Annotated in this window: 16 protein-coding genes; 2 read left to right on the top strand and 14 right to left on the bottom strand. The window is 36.4% G+C overall.

The features are described 5' to 3' along the window. Window positions 1-3 precede the first annotated feature (3 nt). The 12 genes from DFR79_RS02570 to DFR79_RS02515 form a co-directional block, all read right to left on the bottom strand. Window positions 4-1,266, bottom strand: a complete 1,263-nt coding sequence (locus tag DFR79_RS02570) for an ABC transporter substrate-binding protein (RefSeq protein WP_133513933.1) — start codon at window positions 1,264-1,266, stop codon at window positions 4-6. A gap of 311 nt (window positions 1,267-1,577) precedes the next feature. Next, a complete protein-coding gene (locus DFR79_RS02565) occupies window positions 1,578-3,356 on the bottom strand; it encodes a glycoside hydrolase family 2 protein (protein WP_133513932.1) in 1,779 nt (592 codons plus the stop codon). A 78-nt stretch (window positions 3,357-3,434) separates the two neighbouring features. Further along, on the bottom strand, window positions 3,435-4,265 hold the full coding sequence (locus DFR79_RS02560; RefSeq protein ID WP_133513931.1) for a carbohydrate ABC transporter permease: 831 nt from the start codon (window positions 4,263-4,265) through the stop codon (window positions 3,435-3,437). A 1-nt stretch (window position 4,266) separates the two neighbouring features. Further along, on the bottom strand, window positions 4,267-5,157 hold the full coding sequence (locus DFR79_RS02555) for a carbohydrate ABC transporter permease (protein WP_133513930.1): 891 nt from the start codon (window positions 5,155-5,157) through the stop codon (window positions 4,267-4,269). A 79-nt stretch (window positions 5,158-5,236) separates the two neighbouring features. Beyond that, a complete protein-coding gene (locus DFR79_RS02550; RefSeq protein ID WP_133513929.1) occupies window positions 5,237-6,478 on the bottom strand; it encodes an ABC transporter substrate-binding protein in 1,242 nt (413 codons plus the stop codon). Between the two features lie 238 nt (window positions 6,479-6,716). Further along, entirely contained in the window at window positions 6,717-7,649 is a 933-nt protein-coding gene (locus tag DFR79_RS02545) for an ArsR/SmtB family transcription factor (RefSeq protein ID WP_133513928.1), read from the bottom strand. 197 nt (window positions 7,650-7,846) lie between these two features. After that, window positions 7,847-8,608, bottom strand: coding sequence for an alpha/beta hydrolase family protein (locus DFR79_RS02540; RefSeq protein WP_133513927.1), 762 nt, complete (start codon window positions 8,606-8,608; stop codon window positions 7,847-7,849). Between the two features lie 127 nt (window positions 8,609-8,735). Next, window positions 8,736-10,190, bottom strand: a complete 1,455-nt coding sequence (locus DFR79_RS02535; RefSeq protein ID WP_133513926.1) for a DUF4129 domain-containing protein — start codon at window positions 10,188-10,190, stop codon at window positions 8,736-8,738. Then, window positions 10,171-11,514 carry a DUF58 domain-containing protein gene (locus DFR79_RS02530; protein WP_133513925.1) on the bottom strand — a complete coding sequence of 448 codons (1,344 nt, stop codon included), beginning with the start codon at window positions 11,512-11,514 and terminating at the stop codon, window positions 10,171-10,173. The genes DFR79_RS02535 and DFR79_RS02530 overlap by 20 nt, the downstream gene beginning before the upstream one ends. Then, window positions 11,507-12,445, bottom strand: coding sequence for an AAA family ATPase (locus DFR79_RS02525; protein ID WP_243727686.1), 939 nt, complete (start codon window positions 12,443-12,445; stop codon window positions 11,507-11,509). Before DFR79_RS02525 ends, DFR79_RS02530 begins: the two co-directional genes overlap by 8 nt. A 67-nt stretch (window positions 12,446-12,512) precedes the next feature. Continuing rightward, complete coding sequence (gene larA, locus DFR79_RS02520) at window positions 12,513-13,763, bottom strand: nickel-dependent lactate racemase (protein WP_133513924.1); 1,251 nt, start codon at window positions 13,761-13,763, stop codon at window positions 12,513-12,515. Between the two features lie 75 nt (window positions 13,764-13,838). Continuing rightward, complete coding sequence (locus DFR79_RS02515) at window positions 13,839-15,089, bottom strand: adenosylhomocysteinase (protein ID WP_133513923.1); 1,251 nt, start codon at window positions 15,087-15,089, stop codon at window positions 13,839-13,841. A gap of 361 nt (window positions 15,090-15,450) precedes the next feature. Between DFR79_RS02515 and DFR79_RS02510 the strand changes: the two genes are divergently transcribed. Beyond that, entirely contained in the window at window positions 15,451-15,972 is a 522-nt protein-coding gene (locus DFR79_RS02510) for a TlpA family protein disulfide reductase (RefSeq protein ID WP_133513922.1), read from the top strand. A gap of 131 nt (window positions 15,973-16,103) precedes the next feature. Here DFR79_RS02510 and DFR79_RS02505 read toward each other — a convergent pair whose 3' ends face one another. Next, entirely contained in the window at window positions 16,104-16,454 is a 351-nt protein-coding gene (locus DFR79_RS02505) for a cupin domain-containing protein (protein ID WP_133513921.1), read from the bottom strand. A gap of 217 nt (window positions 16,455-16,671) precedes the next feature. Here DFR79_RS02505 and DFR79_RS02500 point away from each other — a divergent pair, with 217 nt between their 5' ends. Further along, window positions 16,672-17,931 (top strand): APC family permease, encoded by a 1,260-nt coding sequence (locus DFR79_RS02500; protein WP_133513920.1) that lies wholly within the window; start codon window positions 16,672-16,674, stop codon window positions 17,929-17,931. Window positions 17,932-18,097: 166 nt separating this feature from the next. On the opposite strand, the gene DFR79_RS02495 is transcribed toward DFR79_RS02500, so the two are convergent. Continuing rightward, window positions 18,098-19,414 (bottom strand): NCS2 family permease, encoded by a 1,317-nt coding sequence (locus DFR79_RS02495; RefSeq protein ID WP_133513919.1) that lies wholly within the window; start codon window positions 19,412-19,414, stop codon window positions 18,098-18,100. Between the last annotated feature and the right edge of the window lie 65 nt (window positions 19,415-19,479).

Below are 19,479 nucleotides of genomic sequence, written 5' to 3'. Positions count from 1 at the left end.
TTCTTATTCCATGAGATCTACAACTGCCTCCTGTGCCTTATCTAGACCTTTATTTAATTCTACTCTATCAGTTAAGATTCTTGTTAACTGCAGGTTAATTGGAGCACCTTCATTACCAAATACCTGAGTAGAATAAGGAGTTGCATTCCAGGTAGCTAACTCTTTTTTACTTATTTCAGCAAGTTTCTGCCAGACCTTCTGACCGCCAAAAAACTCAATTTCTTTGCTAAATGCTTCTGTTTCATATACAGGTTTATAAGCAGGCATTACTCCAGCATCCTGGAATAAAAATTTAGTACCTTCTTTAGTAGCCAGGACATATTTTGCAAAATCAACTGCAAGTTCTACATTATCTGAGGTAGAAGGAACAACCATTGCGGTTCCACCCATAGACCCTGCTGCTTCAGCTGTAAAGTTTGGAGCCTGCATAACTCTCCAGTTTCCAGAAGTTTCAGGTGCTATTTCAGTAATATTACCAATAAACCAGCCGCCTGCTAAAACAGTTGCTACATCACCATTCTGGATAGCTGCATTCCAGGGAGTTGTCCATGGTGTTGCCTCTAAGCCAATACCAGAATCAGTGATTTTCTGCATAACTTCTATAACTTTATAATTAATAGATAGTTTATTTACAATTGGATTACCCTGCTGATCAAAAAAGTTTCCACCTGCAGCTCTTAAAGCAGGCTCGAAGTTCCAATTTCCTAACTCATAATGAGTTGTAGGCCAGGGTAACATGTGGCTTCCGGTCTCTTCCATAATTGTTTTCCCGGCAGCGATATAATCTTCCCAGGTCTTGATGCTTTCAGGATCTACTCCAGCTTCTTCGAAAATATCGGTGCGATAAAACATTGTGTAAGGACCAATATCGGCAGGAATTCCATATGTTGTATCTTTATATCTTGAACCTGCATAAGCAGCATTTGTAAATTGATCAGAGATAGGATCAACATATTCAGAAAGATCTGTCAAACCACCAAGTTCAGCAAAACTTGCAATATGAGTGCCCAGGGTAACAGTTGCCAGATCAGGTCCACCTGTACCAGCTGACATTGCAGCCTGTAATCTTGGCACCATATCACTCCAGCCAATTAATTCAACATTAATGGTAGCGTCAGGATGATCCTCTTGATATTGATCAGCCATTTTTTCTAAGGTGTCAGGATAAACTCCCCAGCCCCAGACAGTTATTTCTTCTGCAGCTGCACCCATAGTCAGTGATAAAGCAAAAATAAGAGTTAAAGTTATTACTAAAGTTTTTTTCAAAATAATTCCCTCCTGATATTTTTGTTTTTTTAAATCAACAGACTCAGTAGAGCTCAACTTCACCTCCCCTTACTAGTATGAAATTCAAACGTTTTAATAATATTGAATTTTACTTATTTAAGACCCTTTAAAAGGTTTTAAATAAGTTCAAAAAAATATCTTACAAATATAGTTTAGCACAAATTATCAGACATTTCAATAATATTCTCAAAATTATGATTAAGAGATCAAAAAACCTCTTAAAGATTAGATAAGTGATTCTAATACTCTAAGAGGCTTTATAAGGGAGGTCTAAATTTCTTGTTCTTTGATCAATCAACTATTTGATTAAGTTCAATTATTTTTTCTAAATCCAGTTTAAATTCTCTATTTTCATCTAAAAGTCCATTTTTCTCCTGCTCAACATCAGTCAGCTGGGTATAGCAGTAGCCTTTAAAGTAATCAGCATTTTTAATAATTTTCAACAGCTGTATGATTCTCTGACTAAGTTCTTCTTTTGTTTCTACCTGTTCACCATAGCCCCAGCCTTTTTTGTTCTGAAATGCTATACCTCCAAATTCACTGAAGATTATCGGCTGACCCTGATACTGGTAATTATCTGCCATTATAAACTTACCACCATTTATATATTCCTGATCATTAAAAACCCTTTTGTTCTGAAGCAGTTTATCTATGTTTTCAAGATATGTCTCTCTAAGCTTATCTGTACTTTCTACATAATCATGAAAAGTAATTATATCAGAAATTGTATGTTCCCAGCCATCATTGGCGATAATTGGCCTTTGAGGATCAATACTTTTGGTTAGATAATAAATGCTTTCAGTAAAATTCTGCTGTTTTATATTTTTTGCAACATCTTCAATCCCCCAGGATTCATTAAAAGGAACCCAGGTGATTATTGAAGGGTGATTATATAATTCTTTGACCACCTTAAGCCACTGATTGCTGAAGTTTTCTACAGCCTGATCATTATACTCATATGTAGAACCAATTTCAGCCCAGACTAAAAGTCCTAATTTGTCTGCCCAGTAATAAAAACGATCATCTTCTATTTTTTGATGTTTCCTGGCACCATTAAAGCCCATTTTTTTTATCAGTTCTACATCTTTTTTTAAGGCCTGATCAGAAGGAGGAGTCATTAAACTTTCCGGCCAGTAACCCTGATCAAGTATTAATTTCTGATAAAGCGGTTGATTATTCAATAATATTTTATCCTTCTCAATCGAAATTTTTCTCATCCCGAAATAGGAATTAACCTGGTCTACTACTTCTTTATCTTTATAAACAGTCATTTCCAGATCATATAAGTCCGGCTGCTCCGGTAACCAGAGTTTTATCTGATTATGATCATCTAGATTAACTTTATATTTATGATTTTTTTTATTTATTTCAAACTCAAATTTATTGATCAGCTCACCTTCAAATTTGATCTCTGTCAAAAGTTTATATTCTCCGGTTTTAAAATCAGCTGCCTCAAAAGTGTATTCCAGCTCAACTTCCTTCTGATCTATATCTGGTGTGATTTTAATATTTTCAAATTGAAGCTTTTGATCCATAAACTCCAGCCAGACAGTCTGCCAGATCCCTGTAGTTCTGGTATACCAGCAGAGAAAATTATCTTTTTTGTAAGTCTGTTTACCCCGGGGCTGAGTTTTTGAGCGTGAATCTTCAACTTTAACTACAATCTTATTCTTCTCCTGATAATTGACAAAGTCACTGATATCAAAACTGAAAGAATCATAACCTCCGGTATGACTGCCGATAAAGCTGCCGTTAATCCAGACTTTGGTCAGATAATCAACTGCCCCAAAATTTAAAATTACTTTCTGCTCAGACTCAGCCTCTGCTTTAAAACTCCTCTGATACCAGATATAATTATGTTCACTCCTGTCAGCAATGCCGCTTGCTTCAGTTTCAAAAGTAAAGGGAACTATTATTTCCTTTTCCAATTTCTTATTTTGATACCACTTATTTTTTTCTCCCTGATTCTGATCATCAAAGGCAAAGTTCCAGCTTCCATTTAGATTCTGCCAGTTATGTCTCTGGAACTGAGGTTTTGGATGTTCAGGCCTCGGTATTCTATTCTCCATATGCTACCTCCTAAAATAATTAGTTCAATTAAAAAAATCTAGGCGAAAATTATCCTGTTTACAACTTTTCTAAAAGCCTTATCCTTTAATTCCTGTAAACTTAATACCCTGAATAATCTGTTTTTGAAATAATAAGAAAGCTGCTATAGCTGGTAAGGAAGCAATCATGTTGACTGTCATCGGAATTGAATAATCCGGTGTATAAGCATCTGTAAATGTTGGTACACCTACAGGTAGAGTAAACATTTCTTTGGTCATTATTGATATAAAGGGCCATAAAAAAGCATTCCAGGACTGAATAAAGGTAAAAATACCAATTGATGCAATTGCTGCTTTGGAAAGCGGCATGAATATAGAAAAATATATTCTAAATAAGCCGCAGCCATCAATTCGAGCACTGTCAATTAAATCCCTTGGAATAGCGTCAAAGAATTCTTTCAGGATTACTATTCCTAAAGGAATTGCAATTCTTGGTAAAATTAAACCGGGATAAGTATTAATTAGACCTAACTTCTGTACAATATCAAATAAAGCTACTACATTCGCTTCTGTAGGAACCATTAAGCCAATTGTAAATAAGATAAACACTATGTTTTTATGTTTAAAATCAATTACTGATAAAGCAAAGGCAGCCAGTGAATCGAAGATAATAACAATAAATGTTACACTTGCTGAAACAATAAAACTGTTTAACATCCATTTTAGGATAGGTGCCTGATTAATAACAGAGAAATAATTAGAAATAGAATAAGGTGGTAAAAACCACTCAATAATCTGTGAAACATGATAGCCGGATGGTTTTAGTGAGGCAAAAAGCATCCATAATATAGGAAAAATAAATAGTACTGCCAGCAGATAAGAAAAGGAATATTTTAGGACCTTAGCGGTTGGTGAAGTTTTATTTTCCATATTAACCTTCCTCTCTTTTACGTAAGTAAATTTGTGCCATAGATACTAAGACTAAGATGATAAAAAAGGCAAAGGCCATTGCTGCACCATAACCCATACTGTTTTGTTTAAAACTTACTTCATAAATATACTGAACAATGGGTCGGGTATCTGTACCCGGTCCACCGCCGGTGATTAACCAGACCTGGGCAAAAATTTTAAATGAAAATATGATTTGCAGCAGAGTTACTACCCAGGTTATCGGTTTTAATGATGGCAAGGTAATATATAAAAGCTGCTGGAGTTTGGTTGCCCCATCAACTTCTGCTGCTTCATAAAAAGACTCCGGTATATCCTGTAATGCGGCCAGATATAAGACCATATTAAAACCGACTGTCCACCAGAGAGTTGCAAAAACGATTACAAACCAGGCCAGTTTGGTTTCTCCCAACCAGAAAATAGTCTCTTCCATACCAAAATAACTCTGTAAAATACCATTTAAAAGTCCACTGTGGGGCTGAAAAAAGTAAACCATAATTGAAGAAATTACTGCAACCGATAAAACATAGGGAAGAAAAAATGCTATTTTAATAAATAATTGACCTTTAATTTTTTGATTTGCCAGTAATGCTAAAACTAATCCTCCAATAACAATTGTAGGTGTGGAAATAATAACAAACAGCAAAGTGTTTCCCAGCGACCCCCAAAATGCCGGATCTTTAATCATATAAAGATAGTTATCCAACCCTACAAACCCCATATTTCTGATCATTGTCCAGCGGTGTAAACTCATCCAGAAACCTCGAAAAATTGGATAAATCAAAAATATACCGTAAACTAGAGCAAATGGCAGCATGAAAGGTAAAGCTTTTAAAAATGGGTACCTATCTGATAACTGATTATAACTTTTCAAAATAATACCTCCTCGTTTAATCTAGTTAATCAGGCACAGGCACCACCACGGCACCTGTGCACAATTAACAGTTTTCTTCTTATCTGCTCAATAATCTCTCGATACCTTTAACTGCCTGTTCTACTGCTTCTTCTGCAGTAATTTCGTCATTCCAGACTCTACTTAAAGCGGTAGTTATTTCTGTTCTAATCCCCCAGGTATCAGAACCAGCACTATCAAAGGTTACATAATCTGCTGCCTTAACATAATCCATTCTGTAAGGCATATTCTGAAATGCTTCTTTTTCGATCACTGTTTCTTTACTTGGGATATGACCTGCCTTAGCCCAGAGCTCACCGTGATCTGTAGCCCACTTAGCAAAGGTTAAAGCCGCCTCTCTCTTTTCCTGGTCAATACTTCTTGCATAGGGGATTACTAAAGTATGAGAGTCACCCCAGACAGATCGATTGTCAAAAATCTGCGGCATCGGAATAACACCAAAATCAAGGTTCTCTGTATTTTCTAAAGTACCGGTAATCCAGACCCCAGTTAATAAGGAAGCTGCTTCTCCATTTCTAAATAAATTAATATTTTCCATATACTCTGAGTGCAGTGGCGAATATTTTTTATCATAAAGGTCTTTCATGTATTTAATTGCCTCAACTGCTTTTGCCTGATCAATGGTAACTTTATCTCCCGTTACAACAGGCGATCCATTAAGCTGGTTGTAAAGACTCCACCAGACTCTGTAGTGACCTTCGGCAGTTAATTTTGTCCAGTTTGTCATTGGATATTTGGCAGAAGAATCAGACTTTAATTTTGCCAGAAAATCTTTAAATGAACCCTCAATTTTAGGAGTTCCATCTTCTGCAAGCAAATCAGCCTCAGCTAATAGATCCTTATTATAATAATAAACAAGTGGATGAGTATCCAGCGGCACCGCATAAATTTCGCCATTAATTTCTGCCCCACTTAAAATATTTTTATTATACTCAGTCCAATTAATTCCAACCTTTTCTCCCAGTTCATTTAAAGGAACAATTAAGCCCTCATCTGCAAGTTCTTTAACTCTGGTCACATGACTGATTGCAAGATCAGGTCCATTACCACTGGCAGTTGCAGTTTTCAATTTAGTATAATATTCTTCCCATTCCAATCTTGTTACATCTACTTCGATGTTTTCATGACTGGCATTAAATTCTTCTACAATTGCGTCCATAAATTCAGCATCTCCACCACCAAAGAGATTCCAGTACTCAACAGTTACTGTTTCAGCCAGTGCATTTGAAGTAAATCCAACCAATACAGCAGCTAAAACTAAAAACAAAATCTTTTTCTTCATTATAAATCCCCCTTAAGAATTTTTAGATTGCCCAACTACTTTTTCAATTAACAATATTGCGAATATTAATCACCGAAAAAATATCGCCCCCTCTTTAGTTTATGTATTACTGCTTTAGTTTAATAAAAGTTGAATTAAAGCACCTAAAAAATTGATCTGACTATTTGGCTCTATTATTACTATTCAACACTAAATCTGAAATTCCTGCTTTTATTTTATATTTTTTTGATTTAATTCATTAATCATTGAATTTATATCTATATCTGAGCATAATATCCTGTCTATAATTACCGAATTTACGGCCGAAAAGATTGACTCCACCTACATTGCGGGCATCTTCTTTTACACCAATCTTTACATCGATAAAATCCTCTTTTTCAAGGTTTAGCTCATTTAAAGTCACATTCGAAATTTTATTGCCATCTACATAAGTACCTTCTTCTGTAACTTTCCAGATTTTTAATAATCCATGCTGAGTCTGATCAAAATACCACCAGTCCGGATTTAAAATTCCTCTTTTCTCCCCAAAATCTCCAGGAGAAGTCCAGACACCTATTTCCACACCATTAATCCAGAGAGAAATATCAGAAGGCCAGTCTTCATTATAATCCGAAGTTTCTGAGCAAATTTCCATACTCAATTCCAGTTTTGCTGCCTGAGAGTTTTTGGGCAGGTTATTTGGAAAAACATATTTAACATAACCCTTGCCAAACCAGAGTATCTGAGCATGAATATGTTCTGGATGCAGAAAAGACTTAACATCATCTAATTCTCCAATTACTGCTTTTTCGGAGGCCAGACCACAGGTGGGGCTGACTTCAAAATCCTTATAGTTACCAATTGGCATCGATGTTTCAATTAAATTTTTATCTTTTAGTTCTCTATTTCCAGGTAAATTAATTAATATCTTATCATAGTTCAAACTGCATATTTTTTGAGATCCATGATTTCCCGGCTTATATTCTGTTTCAATTAAACCTGCCTCTTCCAGCTTTTTAATATTTACTGTGACTGAAGAAGCCGGCATATTTATAAATTCAGAAATCTGATTTAAATTCATATCTTCATTCTGTAAAACTTCAATAATTTTCATTCTGGATTCTGATCCCAGAGCTTTAAGAACATCAATAATCTGTTCTTCATCTTTTAGTTCCATTATATTACCCTTCATTTTTATACCTCCACTCATCTTACATTTTCTGTCTTTATTTTAACAATTATTAAAGTAAAAAGCAATTAAATCTAAATCTTTAATTCTTCATTTTAACTACTTATAAAAATAACTCCCCAATCGTTACAACTGGAGAGGATTTAGAAATACTATAATATTTTATTTCACTGATCAAAAATCACTAATTTCAGTCTGTTTTAGCTGCCGCTGTTGTGCTCCACAAATTGATATGTCATCTCTGCAACTTTTCTGTTGCCTGCCTCCGAAAATCCATGTCCTTCTCCATCAAATATTTCAAGTTCCACATCTGAATACAATTTTGAAGCTTTTTTACAGGAAGCAGCTGTAGCAATCGAATCCTGATCTCCTACAAATATCTGCACATTTTTATTGTATTTACCTATATTTTTATAAACATCATAGCCCTGAATTGTCTCAAAAAACTTTCTCCCCAGTCTCATCCCCCAGAATTCATGAGTTTCGGGAATATCTTCAGAGTCCGGAAATTTTTGATTCCAGTTATCCGCTATACAGAATGCCGGAAATAAGAGCAGGAGCCCTTTAATATCTTCTCGACGCTCTTCAGCTGTCAGAGCAGAAACCAGACCACCCTGACTTCCACCAAATAAAAATATATTATTTTGATCTATCTTTTCTCTGCCCTGAAAATGATTAATTACTGCACATAGATCTTCTTTTTCGGTAAATAGAGTCATCTCTGTTGTCTTTAAATCACTTTTGGAATTAACTGATCCACCACAGAAATCAAAGGAATAGGCTGCTATCCCCCTTGCTGCCAGATATTCACTATTCATTCTAAAATCCTCATTTGAGCCATTATAACCATGGCTGAATATCACCAGTGGTGATTTACTTTCCCTTTTGGGAAGATACAAAACACCGTGAATTTGACGCCCATTTTGATTAATTTTTATCACTTTTTCTCCGTAACTATACATTTAAACACTCCCTGTCTTCATTAATCTTCAAAAAAATATCTGATCAGCAGATCATAAATTACTATTTTAATAATCTACTGTTCTAGTTTAATCTCATACTATTTTGAAGAATTTAAAGTCTGATTGTCTAAATTTTCTTTTTCAAGATTTTCCAGATTGATTTTGCTGCTTTAACTGCATTTTCTCCGAGTGAGTGATTACTGTAAGCACTTTCTACAAAGATATCGGTCAGGTTATTAATCTCTTCTTTTAAATCCTGGTATTTATCCTGCAGGTAGGAGCTGTACTCATAGGGGGTTGCAGCCGGATCTTTGCCTATCCCTTTAAGTGAGAGTAGTTTTAAGAGTGAATTATAGATTCTAATAATAATCGAGTTACTCTCTCCACTTAAGTCAATATTTTTTATATCTTTTACTTCTTTTTTATTCAATTTTTTATTCTTCTTTTTCTCTCGTCTCTTCTTCCAGCTGGAACTTAAATTAAAGTTCATTTCCTTAACTGAAGCAAAAATATCTTTAAGTGCTTTTATTAAAAAAGTGTAAAAAGACTTAAAAAACTGAGGTAGATTTTTGATTTTGCTCAGTTCAGATTTAATTAAAAAGAGGATTAAAGCCAGCAAAATAAAGCCCAGAAACAGTGTCAGAGCAACCTGAATTATAATAAATAATATTTCTATCAGAAGCGATTCTTCATCCTCAACTGCAGACGGAACTTTTCCTGAATTTGAATTTTCCGGCAAATTTGCTTCCGGATTTATTTCCGGCATTTCGGTTAGTGCCAGCCGCTGAGCTAAAAAGCTGTTAATCCGATCCATGGGCAGAGGCTGATAATTTGCCGGCAGCAGAAAAGCCAGCAGAAGAGCAGAAATAATGAAAAATAATAGAAATTTACGCCAGCCGCTCTTGATTGCAGCCGGTTCTTTAATCCGATTAACCCGCCAGTCAACTGTTTTCTTATCCAGATAAGTCAGCGCCAGCAAAAAAACCTCGATTACTAAAAACAGAATTGTCAGCACAATAATCGTCGAATTCATTTCTCCCACAGCAGCCCAGATTATAAAAAGCGACAGATTAAGCCAGCTAATCTTCTGGGTCAGCCTGGGCCAGATTACTGGATAATCAAGCAAGCGGCGAAATTCTTCCAGATTCCAATTTTCACTTGAACGATCATATATTTTATCAAAATCTTTGCGAAAATATTCCAGAAGTCTGCATAATTCTGCTGTCTGATACCAGATAAAAATACTGAAACCCCAGAATAAAAAAAGATCCAGATTATTCAGAGTTAAAATAGAGTCAAGTCCCTGATAACGACCACTAAAAATAATTATTGCAAATAGATAAACTGCAAATTCCAGAATAAAGGTTAAGGCCGGAATCTTAAGTTCCTGAGCTGCATTAGCATGTAAAATTGCTTCAATTAAAAATATAAAAAACAGCAGATACAGGGTATTGTTCAGCTGCATAAATTCAAATTTAACCTCGATTAGATAGAAAAACATTAATGAAAGGATAAAATACAGCAGAACTCCCAACAGCGGATATAGATAGTTATATTTAAAATTATATTCTTTTGCTTTCATTTAAATCACGCTCCTGCCTGAGGTGATGGATAGAAAGGGGAGCTGTAAATGGTTTATGCTGATATTCTCTGTGAACCAGCTCCTCACCCATAATCATGATTTTGATGTTATATCCCCGACGCAGCAGATTTTGCACAACCTGCATTAATTCCTGGTCATCTTTTTCTGTAAAAATAATTAGGGTTCCACCCCAGCCCAGATCAAGCTCTTCCGTCAGCAGATTGAGAAAATTATCGGCTTTTGAAATTTCAGCTCTGGCCAGCAGTTCTAAAAGTTCCTGCAGGTGGGCATCCCCACTTCCCGAAGGCAGTTTTAGATAGCTTTCAAAATCATCACTTAGCTCTGCGGCTTCATTTTGCTGAACTGACTGCTCCTGCTCATTTTTTTCCAGTTCATTATTTGTGTTTTTGTCATTCTCTTCAATCTTAGAATCCTGTTCAGCGGCTTCGTTTTCCGAAACCTGAGCCTGATAGGCATTAAATTCTTCCTTATCTTTACCTTCAATAACTGCATTACTCAAAAACTTATAGCTGTGGCCGGCTCGATTTAAATAATAGGCCATCGAAGCAGCTGCAGTTACCGCCAGCTCAGTCTTTCTCTCCAGGAATTTAAGACCATAGTCTTTCTGCGACATATTTAAAACTAAGGCTGTATCTATCGAAACTGTTGATTCATTTTTGCGGGATTTAAGTTCACCTGTTTTGGCTGTAGCTTTCCAGTGAATTTTATTTAACCGATCAGAAGGCTGATATTCTCTAATCCCTGCATTGCGGTAGGGATCCTTGTAAATTGGCTGAGGCCATTTAGAATTACCAAAGGGTATTCTGGAAGCAAGTCCCAGCTCTTCTAAATCCATAATTTTTGGATAAATATAAACTTCAAGTTCCTCCAGCTCGCCTTTTGTCAGCTCATAGCCCAGAAAATCTCCCATTTCCCATCTCAGGGGACCAATATTGTAAAGACCCCTCTTTTTTGCTCGCAGCTGAAAACGCCATTCCTTCTTTTCTCCTGCTTTAAAATAACTTAAATGCTGTTCTTCTAAAGTTGTCAGCTCTCCCGGCAGAAATTCCTCTAATTTGAGCCAGAGAATGGGCAGAAAACTGTTATTTTCAACCTCAATGATTGTCTCGATTTGTTCATTAAAAAATAGATGGTCATTTTTTAATTGATGAGATATTTTTAAGTTTTTAGAAATATTATAATGATAATATTTAATTATAAAATGAAAAAGGAGGAAAAAATAGGCCAGCTTAAATAAAATTGTACGCTGCAGGACTGCTCCTCCCAGGTAGGTTACTAAACCAAGTGCTAAAAAATTAATCAATTACCGGCACCTCGGTTCTTCTGACAATCTCATCAATGATTTTTTCTTTATCTGCACCTCGTAAACGGCTCTTGGATTTAATAATTAAGCGGTGAGCAAGGACAGCAGGGGCAATTTCTTTAATATCATCTGGAATAATATAATCCCGCTCATTAACTACCGCCCAGGCCTGCGCCATCTTCATTAAGGCAATACTTCCTCTGGGGCTGGCTCCCAGCTCCAGGTCGCTGTGGTTCCGGCTCTGATTAACCAGTGAAACAATATATTTTCTCAATTTCTGATCAACATGAACTTTTTTAACCTCATCCTGCAGCTCAATAAATTCCTGATCAGTCATCACTGCTTCCAGTGTTTCCACCGGGTGCTGCAGCTGTAAATTCTCTAAAATCTGCTGTTCATCTACTGATTCCGGATAACCAATTTCCAGCCTGATTAAAAAGCGGTCAAGCTGTGCTTCCGGCAGGGGAAAGGTTCCATCATATTCAATCGGATTTTGAGTTGCCATCACAATAAAGGGGTCAGAAAGCCTGCGGCTTATGCCCTCGACCGTAATCTGTTTTTCAGCCATACTCTCTAAAAGTGCTGACTGAGTTCTGGGTGTAGCTCTATTTATCTCATCTGCCAGCACCACCTGTGATAAAATTGGACCCTCTCTAAATTCAAATTCATTGTTCTTTTGATTATAAATGGAAACACCTGTAATATCAGATGGTAAAAGATCGGGTGTAAACTGAACTCTTTTAAAGGAACAGCCAATTGATTGGGCCAGCGAACGCACCAGAATTGTTTTTCCAACTCCCGGTACATCCTCAAATAAGATATGTCCTTCAGCCATCATAGCTGCCAGAGCAAGTTTGATTACCCGGTTTTTACCTAAAATTACTTCTTCCACATTATCAATAATTTTCTGTACTTTTTCTATATTCTGCAATTACTACACCTCTTATTATTATGGTACCGGGTACTTGGTAAAAATTACCAAGTACCCGGTACCAATATTATTTTACAACCGGTACTGTTAAACTACCCTGGGGCATAATGTAAGCTGAATAATCTGCCTGATGTTTAGCTTCCAGATAATCAACTGCCTCCTGAATAGTCTCCATTTTTTTAGCAAATATATTCTCTGTCTGTTCCTGATTTAAACTTGAAATTAAGATTATCTCTTTTTCGGCTGCTACTTTAGAAATAGCAAATGCTTTATGGCCGCCGATTAAAAACTTCTTTTTAATCCTGTCAATATTGTCTTCCGGCTTTTGAGCCTGATCCATCCATTTTTGAAACCGCTCTTCTCCGTAGCCTTCCAAACATTCTGCAACCCAGATAATTGTTCCACCTTTCTGGACAGCATGATCTGCATGATCTAAAGCTTTCTGTGCCTGATAAAGGTTGATATCCCGGGGGAATCCTCCTGAACTAACAATTGCAGCTTCAGCTTTTTCCGCTAGAGATAGATGATACATCTCTGCTGATTTAGCGATTCCTGCTTCCCAGGCCTGACGATAATCACCGCCAACCACCTGCACTATTTCCCGCCTGCTGTTGGTAACCACATTGAGAATAAAATCTACTCCTACTTTTTCTGCCGCCTCAAACATTTCCTGACTGATTGGATTATTCTTTAAAGCAGGTTTTTCTTCTGTCACCTCAACCATCATTGCATGATTGTTTTCAATACTTTCTCTGCCTGCAACTCCCGGCAGTATAGATTTTCTCCCTCCAGAAAACCCGGCCATATAATGGGGTAAAATAACCCCGGTAGTAATTAAAAAATCTGCATCTACAACCTTTTTATTGATCTGAAGCTGATTGCCGGTACTCAGTTGACCTAAGTCAGCCAGATCCTGATCACAGTCATGATGAATAAAATTATAATTGTCATCTATCTCTTCCCCAAAAATTTCTCTGTTCTGCTCATCAGAATGGGGACTGTGGACCCCGGTCGCAACAATGAATGTTACCTGCTCATTTTTAATCCCGGCCTCAGAAATAGTTTTTAGCAGTGGTGGCAGCAGATAATCATAGGGGGTATAGCGGGTTACATCATTAACTATAATTACCAGCTCATTTATTTCACTGGCAGCTAAAAGCTCTGCCAGTGAAGCTGTACCAATCGGAACCTCTAAGGAACTTTCCACTTCTGCAAGAGGATCTTTTACCCCTTCTTTTTCATTTGCCTTTAAAACATCTAATACTCTACTACTCTCAATCTCAAATTCTAAATTTTCTCTTCCATATTTTAATTTCATTTCTGCTTTTACTCCTCAATTCTCTTGGTACCGGGTACTTGGTAAAATTTACCAAGAACCCGGTACCAATTCCGGTTAGTTCTCCCAGCTGTTGATGTAAGTTTCCTGCTCTTCTGTCAGCTGATCAATTTCCAGTCCTAATGACTTTAATTTGTATTCTGCTACCATATTGTCGATATCATCAGGAATATTATAGACCTGAGCATCCAGATTCTGAATGTGATTTAAATATAACAGTGATGATAACTGCAGGGCAAAGGTCATGTCCATTATTTCTGCTGGATGGCCATCTCCTGCTGCCAGGTTAACAAGTCTGCCATCTGCCAGTAAATAAAGCTTGCGCCCATCTTTTAGTTCAAATTTCCTGATGTTTTTTCTGGCTTCACTAACTTCTACTGCCAGCTTATTTAAAGCAGGTTTGGAAACCTCTACATCAAAATGACCTGCATTGCACATTATAGCTCCATCCTTCATTACCCGCAGATCTTCTTCGTCAATTACATCTCTGCAGCCGGTAACTGTAATAAAGAAGTCTCCTTTTTTAGCTGCTTCCTGCATCGGCATTACCTCAAAACCGTCCATCCAGGCTTCACTTGCCTTAATGGGATCAATTTCGGTTACTATTACTCTGGCTCCCAGACCTTTTGCTCTCATAGCTACACCTTTTCCACACCAGCCATAACCAGCAACAACTGCAGTTTTACCGGCAACTACCAGGTTTGTTGTTCTCATTATTCCATCCCAGACAGACTGACCGGTACCATAGCGGTTATCAAATAGTGATTTACATTTAGCATCATTAACTGCCATCATGGGAAAAGCAAGAGTCCCATCACCTTCCATTGCTTCCAGGCGGTGAATTCCGGTTGTTGTTTCTTCTGCCCCACCGATAATGTTTTCTAAAAGCTCTTTTCTCTCTGTATGTAGAGTCTCAACCATATCTCCACCATCATCGATAATCAAATCCGGCTCAATATTTAAAACTTTATTTAAATGCTCCTTATATTCTTCTGGTGTTGAACCATACCAGCTGTGAACCATTATTCCGTGAGCAGCCAGTCCTGCTGCCACATCATCCTGAGTTGAAAGTGGGTTACTACCCGCAATAGCCACATCTGCTCCAAGCTGACTGATCACATAAGCCATATAGGCAGTTTTAGCTTCTAAATGGAGGCAGATAGCCACCTTTTTACCTGCCAGCGGCTGTGAGTCTTTATGTTCTTTTAAGATTTCATTTAAAATGTCCATTTTATCTGCTACCCACTGGATCTTGCGCCAGCCCTCTTCTGCTAATTCTGGGTTTCTAAGTGTTGATTTAGTAATCATAATCGTCCTCCTCATTAAATTTTATAAATATAATAAGTGATTTAAGAAATAAAATTCCGATTAAAAAAATCTTTATTAATCAATCTATTACTAAAATAATTATCCGAATTTTCCTCTTATTATCATTTTATCATAGATTAGAGTAATGAAAAGAAAAATCAACTATTATCCTGAGTTTATTGCAAAAAAGTAAAGAACTTATTGAAAAAGCAGTTATAAATTAAAGTTTATCCGAAATATTTATAAAAATCTTATTGCATTTAATTTAAAATTACATCTGTTTTTTGCGATATTTTATCTAAAAAACTGGAAATTTGAGTGTTTTACTTATATAATAAGTTTAAGAATGGAGGGATAATTAATGAACAAAAAAATATCAATATTTTTAATAGCTGCTCTGATAGTAGGTGGGCTTTCTTTTTTCTTTCTGCAGTCACCCGGAAATGCAGTAGTTTCTGCTGCAGTAGGTACCGAAATAGGAATGCAGGCACCTGATTTCACTTTAAAAAACATGAATGATCAGGAGGTAAGTCTGAGTGATTACCGGGGCAAGAAAGTTTTTCTTAACTTCTGGGCCAGCTGGTGTCCTCCCTGTAGAAAAGAAATGCCGGATATGCAAAAACTCCATGAGGAATATGGAGATGAAGTTGTAATTCTGGCAGTAAATGTTGGCGAAAGTAAATCGGCAGCTGCTAATTTTATGATGGAAAATGGACTTGAGTTTTCTGTGCTGCTGGATACTGATAAAAGCACAGCTCAAAATTATTTAGTTAGAGGAATCCCGACCAGTTATTTTCTGGATCAGAATGGTGTAATTCAGGAAAAAGTTGTAGGTGCAATTAGTTATCAGAGAATGCTGGAATTAAATAGAATAGAAGAATAAATTAAATAATTAGTTTAATTAAATGAAGCCACATGTAGATTTATTCAATCCGCATGTGGCTTTTATATTTGCTTTTGATGTCCACTGCTATAGTAATGATTTCTACTGCTAAAGAGTTCAGCTAATCAAGCTTAAAAATCAGCTTCTTTTGCATATTTTTCATCAGATGGTAGAGGAGATATAGTAACATAAAGAACTAAATCTTCACGACCAGTATTATGGATCGACATAGTTTCCGGACCATCAATTTTAGTTAAATCTTTTTCCTGAATATTAAAAGACTTATCATCGACAATTAATCTGGCCATACCGCTGATCACCTGCAGCAGCACTGTAGACTCAAAATGAGTGTGATCAGGCAGTGATTCACCAGGTGCTATATTTAAGACAAAGGCCAGCGTATTTTGATCAGAATAGATAACTCTTTTGGCTACACTTTTTTCGGGAACTGTAGTATAATCGGCTAAATTAAATTTTTCCATAATTAACACTCCTTTTCTTTCAGATTTCACTTCAACTTATCACTTTTTTGGACCAAATTGTTAAATAATTAATCAAAATTATTATTTATTTTTGTTAAACTAATTATATCAGTTATTGATTCAAATTAAAAATTAGCGGTTCTTTTTTAAAAAAATATACTAGAACATATAATTTCAAAATGGATTTAATAAGATTGTCCTATGAGGGGAGGAAAAAATGGATAATAACAAAATGGGTTTAAACGAAACTTGGAGTATGGCTGTTGGCGGAATGATAGGGGGCGGTATCTTCTCTGTCCTGGGAGTGATCATTGCTACTGCTGGTAATCTAGCCTGGTTAAGTTTTTTAATTGCCGGTTTAATTGCGCTGGCCACAGGAATTAGCTATTCCAGGCTAACAAATAAATTTGAAGAAGGTGGGGGAGCCTTTACTTATATCAAAGATATTAACCATGAAGGTTTAGCCGGTGGACTTTCCTGGCTTTTAATTATAGGATATATTCTTACTCTTTCAGTTTATGCATTTACTTTTGGTCAGTATTTAGAGCAGCTATTAAATTTTGGTCCCTGGTTCCCCAGGCTTGTTTCTATTTCTATTATTCTTATTTTTATGTACTTTAATCTGAGAGGTGTTAGTGACGCATCTCATTTAGAAGTTTTTATTGTCTGGGCCAAGCTGGCCATTTTAGTAGCAATTGCCGGAGTAGGATTGTCGAATTTTAACCCAGAAATGGTTAACAGTCAACCAATGAGGTCGGGGGGGACTTTTGTTAATGCTATTATTGGGGCCTCAACGATTTTTATGGCTTATGAAGGATTTCAGCTGATAACTTATGACTATAATGAAATAAAAGATCCTGATAATACAATTTATAAAGCTGAAATACTGGCAGTTATTTCTGTTATTATTGTCTACATTATAGTTACCCTGGGGACGATTAATCTGGTCAGTTATCAAACAATTATTGAAGAAAAAGAAGTTGTGCTGGCAATTGCTGGAAAAAATATTCTGGGAACAGCCGGTCTAATAATTGCTTCAATTGCGGCTCTGTTTTCAACTGGTTCTGCCATCAACTCGACAATCTTTGCTACTTCAAGACTGGCTATTAAGGTAGCTGACGATGGAGAACTGCCTTCATTTCTAGCACACAAAAACCAGGCCGGTATTCCTGATAGATCAATTTATATAATAGGGGGAGTTGGAGCACTACTTGCAGCCTTTGGAAATCTTTCTTCTCTGGTAGAGGCAGCCAGTTTTATCTTCTTAGTTACCTTCGCTATTGTCAATTTTGTAGCCTTTAAAAAGATTGCTAAAACTAAGATCATCTCCTTTTTAGGAGGGGCTGGAGCAGCACTTGCTTCAGTTTTATTATTCATTCGATTTTTACAGCGGGATCTAGAAATAATTATAACCCTGACTATTTTACTAATCCTGGCAACTTTAGGAAGAAAGTTGTTTTACAGCCATAGTTCTTAACTGAATATCTATAAATAACTAAAAATAGAAAATATCAATCTTTACAATAAATTACCAGGATAATTTATTAGAAATTAAAAAAAGCGGTTTTAGCCCAGTAAAAAGAGCTTTAACCGCTTAAAAAATATTATTACCTTTTTAAAATCATTTGAAGCTTGAATAACTGTTAGTGCACAATAAAATAGAATACAAATACTATACCCAGGACATATACCAACCAGTGAACATCTTTACCCTTACCAGTAAAGAGCTTAACTAATGGATAAACGATAAATCCAAGTGCAATACCATTAGAGATTGAATAGGTTAAAGGCATAGCAATCATCGCTATAAAAGCAGGCAGAATTTCAGTAAAGTCATCCCAGTCCAGCTTTGTAATATTTGTCATCATCATTGTACCAACAACAATTAAGGCTGGTGCAGTTGCAGCTCCAGGAACTATTCCAATTAAAGGTCTAAAGAATAAAGCCAGGAAGAATAGTATAGAAACTACAACTCCGGTTAGACCTGTACGTCCACCTTCAGCTACACCAGAAGCAGACTCAACATATGTTGTTACTGTACTGGTACCGAATAAAGCACCACCAGTAGTACCAATAGCATCAGCTAAAAGAGCTTTACTTGCTTTTGGTAAATCTCCATTTTCATCTAAGTAACCAGCCTGCTGACTTACACCAACTAAAGTCCCGGCTGTATCAAACATATCTACAAAGAGGAATGAAAGTAAAACTCCAAACATTCCCATACTTAAAGCTGAGCCAATATCTAACTGAAATAATACTTCTGACCAGTCAGCCATCTGCGGCATTGCAACTACTCCACTAAATGCAGGAGTTACACCATTAATCCAGCCAAAAGCTGTAGATGCCAGGATACCCCAGAGCAGCGCACCTTTTACCCTTTTGGCATGTAAAATACCTGTTAAGATCAGACCAAATAAAGCAACCAGACCAGGACCTGTTAAAACACTACCCATTGAAACTAATGTTGCCTGATCTGCTACAACTATTCCTGCATTCTGCAGACCGATAAAGGCAATAAACAAACCGATACCAGTACTGATACCTGTTTTTAGAGCCATCGGAATACTGTTTACAATCATTTCTCTAACAGGGGTCACACTCAAAATAATAAAGATAATACCTTCCAGGAATATAATTCCCAGTGCCGCCTGCCAGGTAACTCCCATCCCAATAACTACAGAATAGGCAAAAAATGCATTAAGACCCATTCCAGAAGCAAGAGCAAAGGGATAGTTTGTTAAAAACGCCATGGCCAGGGTACCTAAAATTGCACCCATAATAGTAGCAATAAATACTCCATCAAAAGGCATTCCTGCAGCACTTAAAATATTCGGATTAACAAAAATAATATAAGCCATTGTCATAAAAGTAGTGAAACCAGCAATAACCTCAGTCTTTACATCAGTATTGTTTTCTTTTAACTTAAATAAATTTTCTAAAGTTCCATTGTTATTAGTCATTAATTAAATACCCTCCTTATTTTTTATCTAGATATCTAAAACTGAATTAAAGTTTTCACCGCCCT

It is taken from the genome of Halanaerobium saccharolyticum, assembly GCF_004362045.1.
Taxonomy (GTDB): Bacteria; Bacillota; Halanaerobiia; order Halanaerobiales; family Halanaerobiaceae; genus Halanaerobium; species Halanaerobium saccharolyticum_C.
Note: the sequence above shows the minus strand (reverse complement) of the source record. Positions and strands in the feature narration are given on the sequence as shown.

Excerpts from the sequence above, each read along its gene's own strand:
- DFR79_RS02565 (WP_133513932.1), bottom strand. The coding sequence starts at position 3,356 with ATGGAGAATAGAATACCGAGGCCTGAACATCCAAAACCTCAGTTCCAG.
- DFR79_RS02560 (WP_133513931.1), bottom strand. The coding sequence starts at position 4,265 with ATGGAAAATAAAACTTCACCAACCGCTAAGGTCCTAAAATATTCCTTT.
- DFR79_RS02550 (WP_133513929.1), bottom strand. The coding sequence starts at position 6,478 with ATGAAGAAAAAGATTTTGTTTTTAGTTTTAGCTGCTGTATTGGTTGGA.
- DFR79_RS02545 (WP_133513928.1), bottom strand. The coding sequence starts at position 7,649 with ATGAAGGGTAATATAATGGAACTAAAAGATGAAGAACAGATTATTGAT.
- DFR79_RS02540 (WP_133513927.1), bottom strand. The coding sequence starts at position 8,608 with ATGTATAGTTACGGAGAAAAAGTGATAAAAATTAATCAAAATGGGCGT.
- DFR79_RS02535 (WP_133513926.1), bottom strand. The coding sequence starts at position 10,190 with ATGAAAGCAAAAGAATATAATTTTAAATATAACTATCTATATCCGCTG.
- larA (WP_133513924.1), bottom strand. The coding sequence starts at position 13,763 with ATGAAATTAAAATATGGAAGAGAAAATTTAGAATTTGAGATTGAGAGT.
- DFR79_RS02515 (WP_133513923.1), bottom strand. The coding sequence starts at position 15,089 with ATGATTACTAAATCAACACTTAGAAACCCAGAATTAGCAGAAGAGGGC.
- DFR79_RS02510 (WP_133513922.1), top strand. The coding sequence starts at position 15,451 with ATGAACAAAAAAATATCAATATTTTTAATAGCTGCTCTGATAGTAGGT.
- DFR79_RS02505 (WP_133513921.1), bottom strand. The coding sequence starts at position 16,454 with ATGGAAAAATTTAATTTAGCCGATTATACTACAGTTCCCGAAAAAAGT.
- DFR79_RS02500 (WP_133513920.1), top strand. The coding sequence starts at position 16,672 with ATGGATAATAACAAAATGGGTTTAAACGAAACTTGGAGTATGGCTGTT.
- DFR79_RS02495 (WP_133513919.1), bottom strand. The coding sequence starts at position 19,414 with ATGACTAATAACAATGGAACTTTAGAAAATTTATTTAAGTTAAAAGAA.